Genomic DNA, 19,984 nt, shown 5'->3' with positions numbered 1-19,984 from the left:
CTTCCCAAAAAGCGGATTGAATTGTAAAGCTAAAAATAGATGAACTGGAGAACTATTAAAGCAGGTTATTGGATAATTGCGGGTTTGGTTGTAGTACTGATAATTATCAGACTTGCACTGCCCTCAATGGTTAAAAGCTATGTTAACCGCAAGTTGAACGAACTACCCGGTTACACAGGCCGTGTGGATGATATAGATATTCATTTGATTAGTGGTGCGTATGCTATAGAGGGTTTGGTGTTGCGAAAAAAGACCGATCCTGTCAAGTACCCCTTCCTACAAATACAGCATACCGATCTTTCTATTGAATGGAAGTATTTATTTAAGGGCCGGCTGGTGGGCGAAGTAATTATGAACCAGCCGGCATTACACATACTCGCTCAAACTGCAGATATTTCAAAAGAACCCTCTAAAAAACATTGGACCGAAACACTAAAGGCCATAATGCCCATGACCATTAACCGCCTGCAGGTTGATAATGGCAGTGTAGCTTACCTGGACTTTGCGGCCAAGCCCGACATTAATCTTCACATTAAAAGCATGCAGCTTACGGCCCTTAACCTAGCCAATGTAGAAGATGCAACAACGCCGTTACCATCAACGGTTAGCTTAACAGGCACCTCCATTGGCAATGGTAAACTAAAGGCCGATATGAAGATCAATGCTTTAAAAGAGATCCCCGATTTTAATTTGAATGCCAAACTGACCACGGTAAAACTAACCAGCCTCAACAATTTAATTGAAGCTAAAGGGAAAATTGATGTAGAGAAAGGTACATTAGATATGTATAGCGAACTGGAAGCCACTAACGGTAAATTCGATGGCTACATTAAACCTTTTATAAAGGGAGTTAAAGTTTTAAACTTGAAAAAAGATGTCAAGAAAAAAGGCGGCATTCTTCAGGCAGCTAAAGAAGCGGTGGCAGGCTTATTTGTAAAGGCTGTTGAAAATCCAAAAACTAAAAAAATTGCAACCAAAATTCCTATCTCCGGCAACCTAAACAACCCTGAAACCAGCGGATGGGAAACCTTTGTTGGTGTGCTTAAAAATGCTTTTATCAAAGCCTTTACCCAGGGTATAGACGGAACGTTAAATTAAAAGAGTTTCAAAGCTCAGTTCGTGCTTAACTATCATTAAATTGGTTTTCAATATAAATATAAAAATTTCTTCAAACCGTATTGCTTGCTATATTTTTGTACGCTGTGATGGGTATTATCAGCACACCAATAAACTTTATCTGTATAAATAAAAACCCTTGTAGTTATTCCGGGCCGGTAAATGATGGGGTGATAATACCGGCCATAGGCTGCAATATCATCAGTAAAACTCTTCTATGAGTTTGACCTGTTACAACCAGATTTGGTAATAAACCCTACGGTATTCTGTGCTTTGAAAACACGGCTTTCCGTAGGGTATTTGGTTTTACTTTTTTAAGGTCTCAGGAGGGCCAAGGTAACTCGGTTTTACCCCGCCCATATCAATTACCAGCTTTTGCAGTATTACACCAGGTTGTACCATCCAGTACTGTAGCGTGTGTTTACCCGCCGCCAGTGGCTTATGATTAGTTTTCTTAATGATAATGTTACTGGCTGTCCATCCACGCCATATATTTGGATCGGTATAGGTATTAATGGTTATAATTTGAGGATCTTCTCCGTCTATAGACACCGCGTATTGCAATCCCTTTTCTTCATTAAAAAAATTTAAAGTAGGCGAAAAATAAGCACTTACTTCTAATTTATCGCTGGTATTGTAGGTGTAAAAATCATAATACAGGCGGGGCGTGCCTTTCCCCGGCGTTTGTGGCCCGGCACTTACCGGAAATGTTGTTACACCCGCTCCGGTTCGGCCAATATCTGGAATGCTAACCCACTTGATAGCATTAGTGCTGGTTGCCCGGGTGTAATTGGCCGCTTCTATAGATACATAGTTATCTTTTTCGAAAAAAACAGGTGTTTTAGTACTCAACGGAATTGCCTTTTCAGCCGTTTTAGATACCAACACAGGTAAGGCATAACTTTCGGGGGCAGAGCCCGCTGCAACATAAGTAACCGTTGGCATAACGTCGTATCTTGGATCGTTCCACGTTTTATAGCCTATATGCACCTGATCCATCATGTGGTTCCATTTACCATTGCCCATCATATTATATTGTACAGATAATAACGAATCTTTATGGTACAACTCTTTTACCTTATCAGCATATTGATTAGCTTTTGGATCTTTCCTTGTAGAATACCAATTATTCCAGGCGGCGGCTTCATACATATCATGAAGATTGGCGTTTGCCTTTAATGGATGAAGTACAACCTGGAAATAGGCATCCCGGTAGTTTTCCGGTAATAACGTATTAATCTTTTCTGCCTTCGCCAGTAACTGGTTAAATTCTTTAGTTACCCGGCCAAACTCATTATAATTCTCAATGCTGTAAGATCTTGCGTCTACCAGTTCTGGTTTTCTACGGGCGGTGTACTGAGCATATAAACGCATGATGTTACCAATTTCTGAAGCATACTTCAAACCAAATTGCTTGCCGGCCCAATCGGTATAGTACGACCGCAGGTTTTCCTGGTTCCACTTATCCGGGTTCCACGCATAATCCAAAAAGAAGGAAATGGGGAACTCCAACGGTTTAATATCCCCAACGTTAACGATCCAAATATTGTTGACGTTATGCTCGTATGCTAAGTGCATTTGCTCCCAAACCCGTGCTATATTATTGGTGTTTATCCATTTATAATTCCTTGGGTCGCCTACGTAGTCAAAATGATAATAGATGCCATACCCTCCTGTACGGGGCTTGCTGCCCGGTTTAGGAAGTTTACGAATATTGCCCCAGTTGTCATCGCTAAGTAGCAAGGTAACATCGTCGGGAACACGCATGCCTTTGTCATAATAGTCTTGTACTTCCTTGTACAATGCCCAAAGCTGAGGTGTGGCCGAGGCTGGCTTTTTAGTTACCTCCTCAATAATGCTGCGTTGATCTTTAACAATTTTTTCCAATAGATTGGTTGCGGTACCCTGGGTCATGGGCTCATCTCCGTCGCCACGCATGGCCAGGGTTACAATGCTTTCATGGGTACCCATGTTCTCTATGCCTTTTTTCCAAAAACTACGCAGCACGGTATCGTTTTTGGTATAATCCCAGGGGCCTTTACCATATCTTTTCCATTCTTGCTGTGCTCTTTGCATAGGTTCGTGATGCGAGGTTCCCATCACTATTCCCCATTGGTCGGCCAAAATAGGATTAAGCTTATCATCATCGTTAAAAGCATTGCTCCACATGGCCGGCCACAGGTAGTTAGCTTTAAGCCGTATTAGCAGCTCAAAAATCTTTTCATATACCAGGTGGTTTACGCCCCCAAATTTCTCCTTGGTCCACCGCGAAAAGCAGGGTGCTTCGTCATTAATAAAGATACCCCGATATTTTACCTTAGGTGCTTCAGCAATCAGTCCATTGCTCTTGAAAAATAGTGCTGCTTTCCTTTTAACAGGTACATCGGCCCACCAATACCAGGGCGATATACCCATTTGCCGTGAGAGTTCCATAGCGCCATAAGCGGCACCTCGTTTATCATTGCCTGCTATTACCAAAGCCTGCTTAACACCTTTAAATGGGTTTTGAATTAATTGAACAAGAAAACCGTCCCACTTACCGGCAAATTTACTACTATCTAACCGGCCGCTTTTTACCAGTTGCCGAATTAAGGCCGATTTACCGATGGTGCCCATAAGAATGAGATTGCCGCTTGCAGGTATTTTTGCAGCCAAGAGTGGCTTTTTCCCAGTTACTCTTTCAACATCCTGTGCCAAAAGTGTTGCTGCTATACGTACAAGAGAATCATCCTTGGTATCATAAACGATAGTTGCCAGTTGATTTGGCGCAACAATTGCAAAGGAACCAGCCTCTTTTTTTTCGGTAAATAGTTGCTGCCCAATGCATACAACATTTAAACTTAAAAAAAATAAAATTATTAAACACTTCTTCATACGCGGTTACTATTCAATTTACTTAGTAAAGCAATTTTAGAGAAAAAACTGTCAGTCCAGGAGTAAAAATGTTTCTTAAACGTGTACATATGTATTATGTTAATGCAGGTAATACGTCAATAACCGCTTATTGCCTTATTGCGGCGGGTTGCACGAAATCATATTGACCTTTATCCTTTTCATATCAGCGCTGACTTTTAAAGATCATGAGCTTATTGATAAAGTAAAATATAGAATTCTACTGGCATCAGTAATAGCCGGTACTATAAGTTGCATATATGTAAAACACTTAGGGAAGGCGAAGGATACTGCTAAATATCAAATTAATGGGCATTTATTGCACAACCAGCCTAATTTTTTCAGAACGATAGCGGATGCGCAACCATTGCTCAAGTTTTATCCTGTCCGCCGGGCGTAAGGCAGATCTAAAACTAACCAACGCTACACTCAAGGTATCAGCTTTAGCAGCAGAAGCATTGTATATGGCCATTTTGCCCATCCCGAAAGAGCGGATAGCCGGATACAGCACTTTAAGTTCGGCCAGCACATTAGTGTCGGCAACTGCTTTTTTTATAGGTTGCCGTTTAAGGGTGTCAACGGCAGCCTGTTTACTGAAAACGTCTTCTATTATGCTTGCCTTGATCTGTGAAAGATCGATCTTCTGCTTAGCATTAAGCCCCTGTCTGATTTTCAACTTTGTACCACGAAGCTTATAATTGTTTAGATGCAGCCTTAATGAATCAAGCTCACGTTTGCTGAGTTCATTGCCTATAAGCAACAGATCGATAGATTTGCTGTTTTGACTATACTGGTAAGATCGGGAAACTACCTGCGTTCCGGGAAAGTTGAATTGCTCATTCACAAACTTTTTGGCGTTCGTCTCAAAGATGCTTTTATCAACAATGCGGTAAGCCATAAAAATACTGGGCACAATGGTGATCAACACCATAATAACCATATAGCGGGTCACTTTTTTTTCGGTGCGGGGATTATCGAAATGTTTGCGGTCCATTTTCAGATACCGGGTGATGAGGAAAGTGGCGATTGCTATAAAAACACTGTTAATAAAATACAGGTAAATAGCGCCCAGAAAATAAAGCCAGTTCCCTGTTGCTATTCCAAAGCCAGCGGTGCATAGCGGCGGCATCAAGGCGGTGGCGATAGCTACTCCCGGAATTACATTACTTCGTTCGTTCCTTGATGCGGCTACCATGCCGGCCATCCCGCCAAAAAAGGCAATGAAAACATCCCAAATAGAGGGAGATGTTCTGGCGAGCAGTTCAGACTGTGCCTCGTGCAAGGGGGTGATATAGAAATAAATAGTAGAGGTAAGGATACTGAACATAGTAGCCACTAACAGGTTCTTCCCTCCCTTTTTAACCAGTTCGAGATCGTTGATGCCGATACCCAGCCCAATTCCCATCACCGGACCCATGATAGGAGAAATCAGCATTGCGCCGATGATCACAGCCGTAGAATTGACATTAAGGCCAATAGAGGCAATAAAAACCGCAAAGATCAGCGCCCAAAGGTTCGATCCTTTGAAATCTACGTTCTTACGGATCGATTCGATGATGACCGGTTCTGCTGCCTTATCATCATTTAAACTAAAGCGGTGCTCAATAAAATGGCTGATGGCTTTTGAAATCTCTCCCATTCGTGGTTAGTTGGTTTCTACTATCTTCAATTTTCCGGCCAGTTTACCGATCGTAAGTCCTTGCACCAGAATAGAGAATACAACAATAATATAGGTGATCAGCACAAACTCATCCCGGTGCATTTCGTTACTTAACGAAAGCGCAAGGGCTACGGAGATCCCGCCTCGTAATCCGCCCCAGGTTAGTATAGTAACCGCATGTTTTTCAAATTTAACTTTAAAGCGCATTAAAGAAACAGGGATAATAACAGAAACCCACCTGGCTAATAATACAACGAGAATACAAGTGGCACCAATGAGCACCAGGGTAATGTTCACCTTAATAACCAGTATTTCCAGCCCGATCAGTAAGAACAAAACAGCATTCAAAATCTCATCAATCAGTTCCCAAAATTTTCCGAGATAGTCCCGGGTAATATCGGACATACCCTCTGCCTTTGATTTATTACCGGTGATGATACCTGCAACCACCATGGCCAATGGCCCGGAAACATGCAGATGACTTGCCGCGTAATAGCCGCCCATTACAATGGCCAGGGTGATCAAAACCTCCACTTTGTATTCGTCGATAGACCGAAGGGCCAAAAAGCCGATGTAACCAAGCACGGCTCCAAACAGCAACCCGCCAACCGCTTCCTGTAGAAACAATTTTGAGACATCTAAGAAAGTAAAGTCGGCCCCACCCGACCGTGCAATTTCGGCTATAGTAATGAATATTACTACAGCTACGCCATCATTGAAAAGGGATTCTCCTGAAATTTTAAGTTCTAAGGAGGCTGGGATGTTTGCAGCTTTAAGTAAACCCAGTACAGCTATAGGGTCGGTTGGTGATATAAGCGAGCCGAACAACAGGCAATAGATAAAAGGAACCGATTTTCCAAACCAGCCGAAAACCAGCCAGGTGAGTCCACCAACCAGGAAGGTGGAGATCAAAATACCGACAGTTGCCAGAATGAGCACAGGTACGCCCTGTAGCTTCAATTTTTCGGCGTCAATATGTATAGCTCCAGCAAAAAGCAGGAAACTTAACATAAAATTCATGAGCACGTCCTGAAAGTCAATGGAGGTCACCAACTGAATAGCTTTTTCGGAAAGAAGTGAACGTGAACTGCCGAGCGTGGCTAACAATACCGAGGTAATCAGCGACAAGATCATGATACCGATAGTTGGCGGCCACTTAATGAACCGGTGATTAATATAAGCAAATATTGCAGCAAGTACAATGGTTATGCTTATGATCTCGTTGATATTCATTCGTGTAAATGGTTGAAATGCTAAGATACGATCTTTAATAGGAAGGCATAAAAAAAGCGGTACATTCGTCCGCCCCCCCTTTAATTACTAAAATAAACGGTGTAAATAATTGAAATTATATACAACGAATTTTTTAAACGATTTAACTAACTAAAATCACTCCATCAATTGCTCACATCTTCTTTGATATTAACTGGAGTTTATTGATGTGAATTAAATAAAAAACCCGCAAATCAGTGTGATTTGCGGGTTTTTAACTTCGATTGGTATCGCTTTAGTCGGGATGGCAGGAAGACAACCGAACGCTGTATATATCTTAATTTCAGTAACTTCCAACTACTATTCAAAGCTGTTCACCTTTTTGTTCGCGGGAATGCTTTGATTTTGTAAAATTACGATTTTTAACTCAAAATCAAACTTTATTTTTTTGGGGTGACAGGTTCAAGGGGAAATACGACGCTTACCTGGGTTATACCCTTATCTCTATTTTGCACTGATTTTCAATCACTTACGAGGATCACAAAAGACCTTATAGTCGTTTTGGGGTTTCACCTCGCTAACTTTGTAAAAATACTTTTTTTAAGCTTTAAACGCACCATTTTGAGTTATGGACCCTTGTTGGGGCCCTGCTACGGCTATCATCGTTTACAAATTTGTAAACCAATAAAACCTTTAATGCTCTGGCCGAAAGCTTTTTTGGAATCTTGAAGACAGAATTATTATACACACAAAACTTTGAAACTGCGGATGAATTTACTGCTTCGTTAAAAGAATACATTCATTATTATAACAATGAAAGAATAAAAAACAGGTTGAATGGAAAGAGCCAGGTGGAATACCGAGCTCTGATACAAAAAACTTAATTTTGTAAACTGTCTAACTTTTGGGGGTCACACCACTTTGGTGGTGTGACAGCCTCTTTTCTGTGAGTACCCTGGTGGGTTTAAACACCGTATTATATTCATTAAGTATTTACCTGCACCATCCGCGGCTGATAAATCTTTATGCGGGGTCAATGTTCTCAGTGCGGGAATCGAACCTGCACTGGTTTTAGACAGCCGTTTCGCTTCGGCTAAAAGTTTGACCGTGAGCTCTCCACAGGCATTGATATAGTAATGTCCCGTGATTATCGAGATTGTCAAATTGTTTAATGTTAAGCATTATACCAATCTTCCGCCTCCGTCTACATGGATAACCTCACCGGTTACTGAAGGGTTAGACATGAAGAACAGTACAGCAGAAGCGACTTCGCCCGGTGTAGCGATCTTTTTAACGGGCAATTTTTCGGCTACCGAATTCAGGATGTCAACTTTGCTTTCCCCCATGATCGCATCCCACATGGGTGTGTCAGTATAGCCCGGCGAAACCGCATTGAAGCGGATTGCTGGAAATTCCATTACCAATACCCTGGCCAATTGCTCCGCTGATGCTGTCGCTAATCCGGAAACCCAAGCACCTGCAATTGGGCGATCTGTAGAGATCCCGCCTGTAAAGGTGATTGAACCGGATGGATTGATCTTACCTGCAACAGCCCGTACTATTCTTAGGTAACCTAATATCCGCTCGTTAAAAGATTGCATATGATCTTCCAGTTTCTTGTCGGTTACACTTCCGAGTTTTGTACTCCCGGCAGCGATGTAAATGTGGTCTACTGACGGGATAGAGCCGAAAAAGTTATTTATTGTTTCTTCCTGGTTTACGTCTAATGCGGCATAGTCTACCTGGTCTGAAATATTGCCGGCTGCGCGTCTTCCCCGGTCGTGGTCACGGCTCGTCACGGTTACTTTCGCCCCCTGTGCAAAAGCCTGTTCAGCAACGGAATATCCTATGCCTGAACTTCCGCCAATAACGATCACTACTGTGTCTTTTAAATTATTCATCTTAATTTTTAGTGTTAATTATTATTTTAAGGAAACTGTTCAAGTTAAATGATGAATCGTTCACGGATAATTTTCCCGTCCTGCCAGTCTTGAATGGCCACTTGTACCACTTTTACAGGTCCGGCCTCGGCATGGTCAAAGTCAAGCGACCAGACCAAAAAGCTTCTGTTCTCTTTAACGATACTTCCTACAGCGGTAAAATCGCGCACCGCGGTCACTTTAGCCAATAGTTCTTGTCCAATCTGCGCGTTTAAGGCTTTGCCTTTGTGCGGAACACCATCCCAATCTGTCTTTTCCAGATCCTCGTGATAAAACTTGTCAAAAGCTTCCATCGGTTTCCCTTCCTCTACCAGTGCAATTAGTTCGCTAATTGCATTTGAAATTTGTTGTTCTGTCATTTCTTATTTTTTTTCTACAAAGTTGCGATCTTACCCTATACTTGTAAAGTACTTACCCAATTGTAAGGTAGCTATCTAAATAAACTATGGCATCAGCAAGGAAATTAACATCAAGCTACACGGTAAACGAACAGGCGATCACTAACCATTGCCCTATTTTAAGCAGCCTTTATTTCATAGGTGGCCGTTGGAAGATCAATATACTTTGGAACCTGAATAATGGCATAAACCGGTTTGGTTTAATGAAAGCCACTATTACAGGAATCTCTGAGAAAATGTTGACTACACAGCTTCGGGAACTTGAAGCTGACGGCTTTATCAATAGGGAGGTTTTTGCCGAAGTGCCGTTGCGGGTGGAATATACTTTAACAACTTTGGGACAATCTCTCATGCCGATTTTATCTGACTTATACCGATGGGGCCAGGATCACGAGTTTCCAAAGAAGTTCGCTAATAAAATTTTGGAAGATATTAAATAATTCAGCAAGCGGAAATGTGGCTTGCTGAATTATCCAGGACGGAAGATTGTTAATATATCAATTCAATTAGATTCCTGTCATTATGTAATTCCCAAAACTTTATTGCAATTTTTTCGGGACTATATTTTGAATCCGATGGGTTTACATAGCCACTTATAGTGACCGTTCCTACAAATATGCCTTCTGCTTTTAATTCTTCATTAAGCAACCGGGCAAACATCAGCAAAGCTCCTTTTCCAATAGATAAAGAACCGTATTCCAATGCCGGAAAGTGAGCAAATCCACCACCTGTAAGCAATACTGAACTTTCTCCTGCTTTCATATCAGTCCGTACAGACTGGATTGCTTGCAAAGCGTTGCTAACATTGATACGAAAATCATCAGTAAGGGAATCGGCCGTTTCGGCTAAAAGTGTCCCATCATGCAATGCACCTGCATTATAATGAAGTACTGTAACAACACCTAAAGTGTTTTTAGTGTGCTTTAATGCGTTATCAATGCTGAGCGGATCATGCGGATCATATTGAAAAACTGCCGACTCAATACCATGTGCTTCGAGCGTGGTTTTATATTCTTCCAATCGCCCCATATCTCTTGAAATAAGGGCAACAGCATATCCTTCGCTGCCGAATTTCATTGCAACACTTAAACTGATACCTGGTCCTACCCCAATAATTGCTATTACCTTTTTCATGCTTTTTTTTATTTTTCGTTAAACCTGAACCAAACCACCATCAACATAAATTTCACTACCCATCATATAAGAAGAATCGTCACTTGCTAAAAACAAAACGGCTTTGGCAATTTCTTCGGCAGTACCGGCTCTTTTCATAGGAACGCTGGTTAGAATACCTTCAAAAAAATCCTTAATTTGAGTTGCGTCCAATCCGGTTTTATTTAAAAAATCAGTTGTTATGGCACCGGGACTTACTGCATTTACCCTAATATTACGACCTATTAATTCGTTTGCCAGTGTTTTATTAAACGACTGCACGGCAGACTTCGCTGCTGAATAGATCGACCATGTAGGCAAACCTAATTCGGTTACTACAGATGTATTTAATACAACAGTACCGCCGCTTTTCATGAGTGGCACTATTTCCTGAACGGTAAAATACCCACCCTTAACCAAAACATTAAATTGTTCATCAAAATGTGCCTCGTTTACCGTTTCCATTATGCTGTACCTGGCATATCCTGCGTTAATAAATAACACGTCAACCCGATCACTAATCGCCTGAATTTGTCGTGATAAAGCCCTGATATCAGTCATTTTTCCTGCGTCAGAAACAATACCGTGAATGTTTCCTCCTAATTCTTTTATAGTTTCATCAATCGTTTCCTGGTTCCTTCCGGTAATGATAACGGTAGCTCCTTCCTTTAGAAATTCTACCGCGGTAGCTTTACCTATTCCACTGGTCCCGCCGGTAATTACAGCTAATTTTCCATCTAATTTTCTCATGATATAATTTCGTTAATTTGTTAAACACAACCGCATTAAGCGCATTACAAATTTGCTAACTAATAAATATCTTAGAAAGTACTTACCCAATTGTAAGGCTGTATTCAGCGTGGTATCAGAAAATTATTTCATCTTAATTTTTTACATCATTAATACCGTTTTTCGGTATTTAAAATGTCAATAAGAATGGTTTTAATATCATTCTTTATTTGATGGTAATTATTTAAAATGACGGTTTGGTCTATTTCACGAATGCTAGGTATAGGCAAAAAAGCTGATTCGTCCTTTTTAATAGCCTCGTGATCGTTCTGAATAGCGTTATGAAAGGTTTTCAGGTCGATCTTCTAACCGGATTATCTCGATCATAGATGCCAAGTACTGCAATGGAACCTGGTTTAAAAGTTCTTTATTATGATTGAACAGCAAATAGTAACGCTCCTCAGCCGATAGTGAGATCTGATTAAAAATACGGTTTTTAAGCGTTACAAAACATTTGCCGATAAATAGTTTTTAAAGTTCGTTCCACTTAGGAATATGGCGGCCGATGGTTTTATACTGTTTACGGCTGATCGTAAAGATCTTGGCATCAGTCAGCACTGGACGCTCCACCTCGATAATAATTAAATCAAATTTCCAGGCTGATTGATGAGGGAAAATTGACCTACCAAATCGCACAAGTGTTTCCGCTCGAAGATGTTAGGCAGGCACATAAATTGTCTAAAGAAGGACCTTTGCTACGAAAGGTTATTTTAAAGGTAAAGGCATAAATTTGCCAGCACCAATTATATTTTTTTAAAAGGTCTTTGCCATAGTAGGGAAATCGATTCTTTTTGATATGAAAAAAACATTTATTGTAGGGCAACTTTTGTTTGCAGCTAAATACTGGGTACCTGAGTCTGATACAAAGACCAGCAATGTTAAAGATTGATAAGCGTAATATTTAAATATCCTCCACAATTTATCGATTGTAAACAAATTAATTTGCAGGACTTTGCATTGTAAGCATCTTAGATATACCTTTATCATACAAAAGCAGAATTACAGCATTTCAATTCCGTTTTAATTCACGCGCTAAATGATTTAAATCTGTCACATATTCTAATAATTAAATTAGGTCTGGCCAACTATTAAACATCCGTTATTTAACGCAACTCTAAAGATAATGAGCTTTACAAGAACCAAATACTTTTTTGTTTTTACAGTTATCATTTCTTTCCTGAAAGTTCAATCGGTTTTTGCCCAGTCACCAGATAAAAAATTCCAACTCATCAGTTACAAGAATGGTTTGATTCAAAGTCCGATCACCAGTATTATTCAGGATAAGAGTGGATACATCTGGATCGGTAGCTGGGTTGGTTTATCCAGATATGATGGTAACTCTTTCATAAACTTTAGAAAAAATGACTCAGTACCCTATGCAATCAGCCACAACCGTATCAACAAGGTTTATGAAGACCGTAGCGCCCGGCTTTGGATTGGTACAAGTGGCGGACTTAATTTATATAATAAATTAACAGAACGCTTTCAGCATGTCGGACTTTCAACTGAGAAGGGAGCAAGTAACTTTATATCAGACATCGTTCAGGACAAGCAACAAAATATATGGGTTGGGACCTATCAGGGCGTGCGGAGGGTTAACGTTGCTGACAATAAGCTAGAAGAAATTTCGGAGACGAAATCAAACAACGAAATTGAAACCCGCAGGGGGTTCATTTTTTCACTTTTCAATGACTCAGATAATAAACTATGGGTCGGTGTTAGACAAGGTGTCAAATTAATTGATCCTGTTAATAAAAAGGTGATAGCACTTCCATCGGTATTGGCTGCTGATAAGGATCTGGCTGAGGCAAAAATAATCGTGATCAGGCAGGATGCTCAGGGTACCCTCTGGTTCGGTACCGAAGAAGACGGCGTTTTTAGTTATGATAAAAAAAATGCCCGGCTTATTCATTATACGGCAAAAAAAAATACAACCGAAAACCTGCCATCCAACTGGATCAACGATTTGCTGATCAAGAATGGTAAGGTGTGGATAGCTACACGGAATGGCTTGGCCATATATGACCCCTTAAAGCAACGCTTTGAAACCTACGCACATAAAAAAGGCGATAGCCAATCCCTGAACGATAATTTTATCTGGAGTTTATACAACGACAAAACCGGTAACGTATGGATCGGGACCTATTCCGGTGGGATAAATATTTTTCATCCTGAGAACGACAACTTTAGAAGCCTGGGCGAAGAGAATGCCGATCAGTCTGGTCTGAGCAGTCAGTTGGCGGAAGCTATGATCGAAGACAGGCACCAGAATATCTGGGTAGGAACATTTGGGGGGCAACTCACTTTAATTGATCAAAAGAATCGCAAGGTGTCCTCATATTCTGTGAACGATAAAAGTGGGCAGCGATCAGCTTATGAAATAAAAGCCCTGGCTGAAGATCCAGCAGGTAATATTTGGGTGGGATCCCTAGACGGCCTGCATAAATTTAACCCGGCTACGAAAAGTAACGAATATATACCGTTAGAAAATGTTAAAGGAACGGTAGGCGGCCGAGGGGTGAAATTAGTCAACACGATAGTTGCGGACCAAGATGGACTTTGGGTAGGCATGAACGGCTCTGGGCTACGCCGGGTTACATTTGACGGTAAAGAAGCTTATAAACTCCTTCACACCAATAAAAACGAAACTGAACTTTCTGACAACTACGTCAACTGCCTGCTTGATGAGGGCAACTTGTTATGGATCGGCACACAGAATGGTCTTAATCTTTTTAATAAGTCTACGTTCAAAGTAGTTGTGTTCAACAAGCGGAACAACAGATTAACAAACAATAATGTATTGTCGATCTTTAGGGATTCGAAGAAGCATCTATGGGTGGGAACAGATGGTGGCGGCTTAAATTATCTGGATGATAAGAGCGGCCGCTTTACTGCCTTAGGGCAGAATGAAGGTTTGCCGGATAATGTTATCGCGTCTGTCATTGAGGATAATTCGGGAAATATATGGATAAGCAGTAACAATGGACTATCGTGTTTAACAATTAACAATTTAGCCTCTCCTTCGAAAAGGAATATAAAAATTGTCAACTATAACTCCGCAAATGGCTTACCCAGTAATCAATTTCTCCCTAACTCAAGCCTCAAAACAAAGAACGGAGAACTTGTTTTCGGAGGAATGAACGGAATAACCGGCTTATTTCCTAATCAGTTATTAAAAAATACTCACCAACCGGAAATTCTGTTAACTAATCTCTACATCAATACCAAGAAAATCCACTTTGCCAAGAATCTGGAACTTACCGAGCCGATAAATGAGACTAAAGAGATTGAGCTACCGTATGACAAAAATAACGTTAAGCTTGAATTTTCAGCGCTCAATTTTGTTAACCCAAGCCAAAATATGTACGCGTATGCTATGTATGGGCCCGACAACAACAATAACAAAAACCAAATCGGAAATTCCAAAGAAGTATCATTTACCAATCTTTCACCAGGGAAATATATATTACGCATTTGGGCTGCCAATAATGATGGCATCTGGAATACTAAAGCCCGAAGCCTTTTAATCACAATCAACCCACCACTGTGGCGTACATGGTGGGCTTACCTCATCTACGTATTATCCATAGCGTTTATATTTTATAAGATTGTCACATTTTTCCAAGTCCGGGCCAGGCTTGAACGCGATCTTATCAATGAACACCTGCAATTGGAAAGACAGGAAGAATTTTACAAAATGAAAATTGATTTTTTCACTAATATCTCTCATGAAATAAGAACACCACTGACGTTAATCCTTGGGCCGGTTGAACAGCTTTATCAATCCACAATGGATAACATAGTTATTAGCAAGCAAGTCCTCCAGATTAAAAATAACGCTGAACGGTTGTTACGGCTTATTGGAGAGTTGATGGATTTCCGAAAGGCAGAAACAAATAATATGGTACTTTACATACAGCGAAGTAACATAGTTCCTTTCATCACTGAGATATTTCTCTCTTTCATGCAACTGGCTGAATCCAAAAAAATTGAGTATAATTTGGTTACCGATCAACAAGAGGCACTTGTGTTTTTCGATAGGGATCAACTGGAGAAAGTCTTTTTTAATCTTCTTTCGAATGCCTTTAAATTTACGCCGGAGTCAGGCAAAATCGAACTGGTGATTAGTTCCGCTTCATCGGATTTTCTGACAATTATTGTTTCAGATAACGGTAAGGGAATACCTCAAAAATATCTTAATAAGCTATTTACTAATTATTTTCAAGTTCAGCCGGACCGTACTAATTCCGGGACCGGTGTGGGGTTAGCGCTTTCAAAAAAGATCATTGATCTGCATCATGGTTCGATCAAAGTAGATAGTGTGCCAAATCAGGCTGATGTTAAAGGCTTAACGAAATTCACCGTAAAACTACCTTACCATGATTTCAGTTCAGAGAACGTATTCATTGTAGACGAGAAACTCGATCCGGAACATATCGCCGCTTTTAAATTACAATCTGAAATAGACGTTTTGCCTGAAACTATTGCGACAACTTCAGTTAATGATTACACGATACTTTTAGCGGAAGATAATGATGAACTAAGGAATTTTATAATTACCTCGTTATCTCAATATCACATCACATCATGTAGTAACGGTGTTTCCGCTTTTGAAATTGCCAGCAGCGATATCCCGGACCTAATTATCAGTGATGTAATGATGCCTGAAATGAACGGGCTTGATCTCTGCAGGAATCTTAAGCAGGATGAACGGACGAGCCATATACCCGTTATTCTATTAACTGCTTTGGCTGCCCAACTGCATCAAATCAATGGGTTTCATACAGGTGCAGAAGCCTATGTGACCAAGCCATTCAGCATTAAGATACTGGAATTAAACATCAGAAATCTTCTTTTATCTCGCGACAAAATGCGAAAAAAATTCAGCAGGCAAATATTACTACAGCCTTTTGATATGCCTGTTCATAATATCCAGGAAGATTTCATCAGTAAATTGATCGTCATTATTGAGCGAAAAATAGAAGATCCGGAATTCGGCGTTGATGAATTAAGTTATGAGATTGGTATGAGCAGATCTGTCTTATATAAAAAAACCAGATCCTTAACCGACATGGCTCCTGCCGATCTGATTAAATCTGTCAGATTAAAAAAAGCGGCATTGTTGCTTCAACAACAAAAAGATCTTACCATAAGCGAAGTCGCCTCATTAGTGGGGTTTAATGATCGAAAATATTTCAGCCGGGAGTTTAAGAAATTGCATGGCTACTCCCCATCAGCCGAAATTAAATAGCTTCCATTCGCTAAATTGTAACGGTAAAAGTGTCTAATATAATAGAGCCAAGCACAATCTATTCAAAATCAATTAGTTAAATTAATTCATCTTTTTTAAGACCAGATTTATTTAATAAAATAAACCTGTTTTTGCCCCCTTATAAACTTGTTTTTCTACCTCGATTCTCCTACTTATTCAGAGTTTTGAATTACCAATACGACCGAATACATGCAACCATGTGTACTCAGTCAACATGATTTAAAACCTATTTAGTATGAATTATTTATTACCTGAATTCCGGGTGGCAATACTCTGCCGTCCGCCGCCCTATGCTATTATCTCAATTTTAGCAACATTAAAATTGAAGTCCATTATCAATTATTAACCATTTAAATCAATTATGAAAATACGCTACTATTTAGAAGATTTTAATAAAAAACACAAGCGGTTATTTACAAAAATAGCCATGCTGGCTTTTTTTATCACCTTATTTCAAATCACATCGCTATATGCGCAAAAAATTGAGATAAAGGGAACCGTTACCGATACTAAAGGATTGCCTGTAATAGGGGCTTCAGTAAAAATTAAAGGAACTGCATTAGGTACAGTTACCAAAACATCCGGTGCTTACGCTATTGTGGTAAGCGATAAGAAAAGTATTCTCGTATTCAGTTCAATTGGCTTCATTAGTGAAGAACGATTAACTGGTGACAATACTGTAATTAATATTGTGCTTAAAGATGATAAAGTTTCCCTGAGTGATGTCGTCATCGTCGGATATGGTGAACAGAAGAAAAAGTTATTGTCTACGGCAGTTAGTACGGTAAACGCCAGGCAAATTGAAGATAGGCTGGTTTCTACTCCCGGTCAGGCACTTGCGGGCCTGGTTGCTGGTGTGAATGTCGCCCAGGCTTCGGGTGAACCCGGAGCACCTCCGGTGATCCAGGTCAGGGGTATCGGTTCTATTGGGGCTGGAAACAGTCCGTTGTTCGTAGTTGATGGCTACCCACTTAATAATCCAGATAATTTCAATCAAATTAATCCTGCAGATATTGAATCGGTACAGGTATTGAAAGATGCTGCGGCCGCGGCAATTTATGGCTCACGAGGAGGAAACGGTGTTATCATCGTAACTACCAAAAAAGGTACGCCCGGAGTTACACGTTTTAACTTTACGGTCAATAGCGGTATTCAAAGTGTTGCAAAAAAAGTAGATGTATTAAATGCGGAACAATATATCGACTATGTAAAGGATGCATTTAAAAACGGCGGACGAGCCATTCCTGTAATATATAACGACCCCTCAACTTTGGCTAATACAGACTGGCAAAATGAGATTTTCCGGACTGCGGTTCAGTCAAATTATACCTTATCCGCATCTGGCGGAACTGATAAGGTTAGGTTTAATGTATCGGGCGCTTATTACAAACAGAAAGGGATTGTTAAAGCGACAGATTATGACAGATATACGCTAAGAGCCGGTATCGAATCCAGCCTGACTAAGAAATTGTCGTTGTCTTTCAACATTGCGCCGTCTTATACGCTCAACGATCAAACTGCGACTGGAGGTGGTCTTAACAGCGCTACGATTAACGGCATAGGTGTTAATCCTGCCGGAGTCGGAGGATCTGTTCTAAGTGCACTTTTGCAACCACCGATTTTACCCGTAAGAAATGCCAATGGAGACTATTCCAGTGCAACGGTCACTTTATCAGGAAACGGGCAAATATTTAACGGAAATCCGTATAACCCTGTGGCTGTACTTGATCTTTATAAAGATCGTACAACCGTAGGTAGGTTACTGTCAAATACCGCATTGACCTACGAAATACTTAAAGGGTTAAAATTTAGGACCAGTTTCGGTTTTGAAGGTATCATCACCAATCGTAACTGGTTTGTACCATCCACCTTAATGACCGATAATGCCCCTTCGGCGAATCTAAGCACGCCCTTGATCGCTAATGTCAGAGCAAGAACTACGCAGGCTACCAGTTATAACTACGTATCTGAAAATACGCTATCATACAATACCGTTTTCAGGAAGAATCATAATGTTTCCCTGCTTGCAGGTTACTCATTCCAGAAAAATATTTACCGGGAGAATAGCCAGTTTGGTCAAAGCGGCACGACAACCAATTCAATTGTGGAGTATCCTACCAATGCCGGTGTGATATTAGGAACGCTGGGCTATAGTGATAATGCATTGATCTCCATATTTGGCCGGGCAAACTATTCTTACCGTGACAAGTATCTTTTTTCCGCCTCCGTACGCTCAGACGGCTCATCAAGGTTCGGTTTCAATAAACGATATGCGGTTTTTCCGGCTTTTTCGGCTGCGTGGCGGATAGGCGAAGAGAATTTTCTGCAGAATGTTTCTCTAATCAGCGAACTTAAATTAAGGGCGAGTTACGGTGTTACAGGCAATAACAATATAGGCGATTATGCTGCCCAGGCTTACGCCAGTCAGATCAATTATATTTTTGGTCCTAATGCAGGTACACAGACTTTTGGATTTTCACCCGGATCGCTGCCAAATCCGGATCTTACCTGGGAAACAAACAAACAAATCAACCTGGGCCTGGAACTCGGGGTATTGAAAGACAGAATTTACCTGACTGTTGATGCTTACCGCCGCACAACCAGCGATCTTCTATTGAGCAGAGGCGTTCCCGCGATTTTAGGCTATGCTACCAGTTTACTGAGCAATATCGGTGAAGTGAGAAATGACGGGCTTGAATTTGCAGTAAAAACTGTTAACCTGACCGGTAAATTTAAATGGACCACAGATGCGAATATCGCATTTACAAAAAACAAGGTGATTTCCCTATCAGACGACGGTGCGTTTGTTGGATATGATGCCGCCTTTGGTTTCACTAATTCTATCAGAGTAGTTCCCGGACAGGCTTTAAGTAGCTTTTATGGCTATCGTCAAATAGGAGTTTATAGAGATGCTGCAGATGTTGCAGCCAGTGCCAAATGGTCTTCAGGAGGATCTGCACCTGGTGACGTGAAATACGAAGATGTTAACGGTGATGGTACGATAAACGGAAACGATATCACTAACATTGGTAACCCCTTGCCGAAATTCACCTATGGTCTGACAAACAGATTCAGCTACGATAAATTTGAATTAAGTTTTCTTTTGCAAGGCTCGTATGGCAATAAAATTCTTAACGCGGCAGATCGATACACCAATTACTTTAACGGATCTTTCAACGTAAGGACCAACGCATTAAACAGGTGGCGTTCAGCAGAAGATCCCGGTGATGGAATGACACCAAGGGCCGTGATTCCTAACCCCTCCTCTACTACGGTTGCTTCCACCAGAAACATATTTGACGGGTCATTTATGCGTATCAGAAATGTCACGTTAGGATACACTCTTCCTGCTACAGTTGCTAAAAAGTTAAAAATAAGCAGTGCCCGCTTTTTCCTGACGGCTGAAAATCTTTACACGTTTACCAACTACTTCGGCTACAACCCGGAAATCAACGTATGGTTTGGGTCAAATCAGCCTCGTTATGGTGTTGATCAAGGCACCTACCCTGTCGCGAAGACTTTTTCTATTGGCTTAAATCTAAATTTTTAAAAA

General features: G+C 40.7%; 13 protein-coding genes. 6 read left to right on the top strand and 7 right to left on the bottom strand.

From position 1 onward, the window contains the following. The first annotated feature begins 39 nt into the window (after positions 1-39). Positions 40-1,098, top strand: coding sequence for a DUF748 domain-containing protein (locus ACFQ3S_RS04050; RefSeq protein WP_377161489.1), 1,059 nt, complete (start codon positions 40-42; stop codon positions 1,096-1,098). A 324-nt stretch (positions 1,099-1,422) separates the two neighbouring features. On the opposite strand, the gene ACFQ3S_RS04045 is transcribed toward ACFQ3S_RS04050, so the two are convergent. The 3 genes from ACFQ3S_RS04045 to ACFQ3S_RS04035 all read right to left on the bottom strand — a co-directional run bounded on the left by ACFQ3S_RS04045 (position 1,423) and on the right by ACFQ3S_RS04035 (position 6,901). After that, positions 1,423-3,990 (bottom strand): glycosyl hydrolase 115 family protein, encoded by a 2,568-nt coding sequence (locus ACFQ3S_RS04045; RefSeq protein WP_377161487.1) that lies wholly within the window; start codon positions 3,988-3,990, stop codon positions 1,423-1,425. A gap of 334 nt (positions 3,991-4,324) precedes the next feature. Beyond that, positions 4,325-5,647, bottom strand: coding sequence for a TIGR00341 family protein (locus ACFQ3S_RS04040; protein ID WP_377161485.1), 1,323 nt, complete (start codon positions 5,645-5,647; stop codon positions 4,325-4,327). 6 nt (positions 5,648-5,653) lie between these two features. Next, on the bottom strand, positions 5,654-6,901 hold the full coding sequence (locus ACFQ3S_RS04035; protein ID WP_377161483.1) for a cation:proton antiporter: 1,248 nt from the start codon (positions 6,899-6,901) through the stop codon (positions 5,654-5,656). 680 nt (positions 6,902-7,581) lie between these two features. Between ACFQ3S_RS04035 and ACFQ3S_RS04030 the strand changes: the two genes are divergently transcribed. Then, entirely contained in the window at positions 7,582-7,764 is a 183-nt protein-coding gene (locus ACFQ3S_RS04030) for an IS3 family transposase (RefSeq protein WP_377161850.1), read from the top strand. Between the two features lie 297 nt (positions 7,765-8,061). On the opposite strand, the gene ACFQ3S_RS04025 is transcribed toward ACFQ3S_RS04030, so the two are convergent. Together ACFQ3S_RS04025 and ACFQ3S_RS04020 are read right to left on the bottom strand one after the other, a co-directional pair. Next, positions 8,062-8,781, bottom strand: a complete 720-nt coding sequence (locus tag ACFQ3S_RS04025; RefSeq protein ID WP_377161481.1) for an SDR family oxidoreductase — start codon at positions 8,779-8,781, stop codon at positions 8,062-8,064. Between the two features lie 44 nt (positions 8,782-8,825). After that, a complete protein-coding gene (locus ACFQ3S_RS04020) occupies positions 8,826-9,179 on the bottom strand; it encodes a SnoaL-like domain-containing protein (protein ID WP_377161479.1) in 354 nt (117 codons plus the stop codon). Positions 9,180-9,265: 86 nt separating this feature from the next. Here ACFQ3S_RS04020 and ACFQ3S_RS04015 point away from each other — a divergent pair, with 86 nt between their 5' ends. Beyond that, positions 9,266-9,658 carry a winged helix-turn-helix transcriptional regulator gene (locus tag ACFQ3S_RS04015; RefSeq protein ID WP_377161477.1) on the top strand — a complete coding sequence of 131 codons (393 nt, stop codon included), beginning with the start codon at positions 9,266-9,268 and terminating at the stop codon, positions 9,656-9,658. A 49-nt stretch (positions 9,659-9,707) separates the two neighbouring features. Here the strand turns inward: ACFQ3S_RS04015 and ACFQ3S_RS04010 are convergent, their stop codons facing one another. Then, complete coding sequence (locus tag ACFQ3S_RS04010) at positions 9,708-10,352, bottom strand: SDR family NAD(P)-dependent oxidoreductase (RefSeq protein WP_377161475.1); 645 nt, start codon at positions 10,350-10,352, stop codon at positions 9,708-9,710. Positions 10,353-10,370: 18 nt separating this feature from the next. Beyond that, complete coding sequence (locus ACFQ3S_RS04005) at positions 10,371-11,120, bottom strand: SDR family oxidoreductase (RefSeq protein WP_377161473.1); 750 nt, start codon at positions 11,118-11,120, stop codon at positions 10,371-10,373. Between the two features lie 629 nt (positions 11,121-11,749). Between ACFQ3S_RS04005 and ACFQ3S_RS04000 the strand changes: the two genes are divergently transcribed. From ACFQ3S_RS04000 to ACFQ3S_RS03990, 3 genes are all read left to right on the top strand, one after another. Next, positions 11,750-11,887: a zinc-binding dehydrogenase gene (locus ACFQ3S_RS04000; protein ID WP_377161848.1), complete on the top strand. Its 138-nt coding sequence runs from the start codon at positions 11,750-11,752 to the stop codon at positions 11,885-11,887. Between the two features lie 395 nt (positions 11,888-12,282). After that, positions 12,283-16,410, top strand: coding sequence for a hybrid sensor histidine kinase/response regulator transcription factor (locus ACFQ3S_RS03995; protein WP_377161471.1), 4,128 nt, complete (start codon positions 12,283-12,285; stop codon positions 16,408-16,410). A gap of 382 nt (positions 16,411-16,792) precedes the next feature. Then, positions 16,793-19,981 (top strand): SusC/RagA family TonB-linked outer membrane protein, encoded by a 3,189-nt coding sequence (locus ACFQ3S_RS03990; RefSeq protein WP_377161469.1) that lies wholly within the window; start codon positions 16,793-16,795, stop codon positions 19,979-19,981. Positions 19,982-19,984: the final 3 nt, after the last annotated feature.

The organism is Mucilaginibacter terrae (assembly GCF_042679325.1).
Taxonomy (GTDB): Bacteria; Bacteroidota; Bacteroidia; order Sphingobacteriales; family Sphingobacteriaceae; genus Mucilaginibacter; species Mucilaginibacter terrae.
Note: the sequence above shows the minus strand (reverse complement) of the source record. Positions and strands in the feature narration are given on the sequence as shown.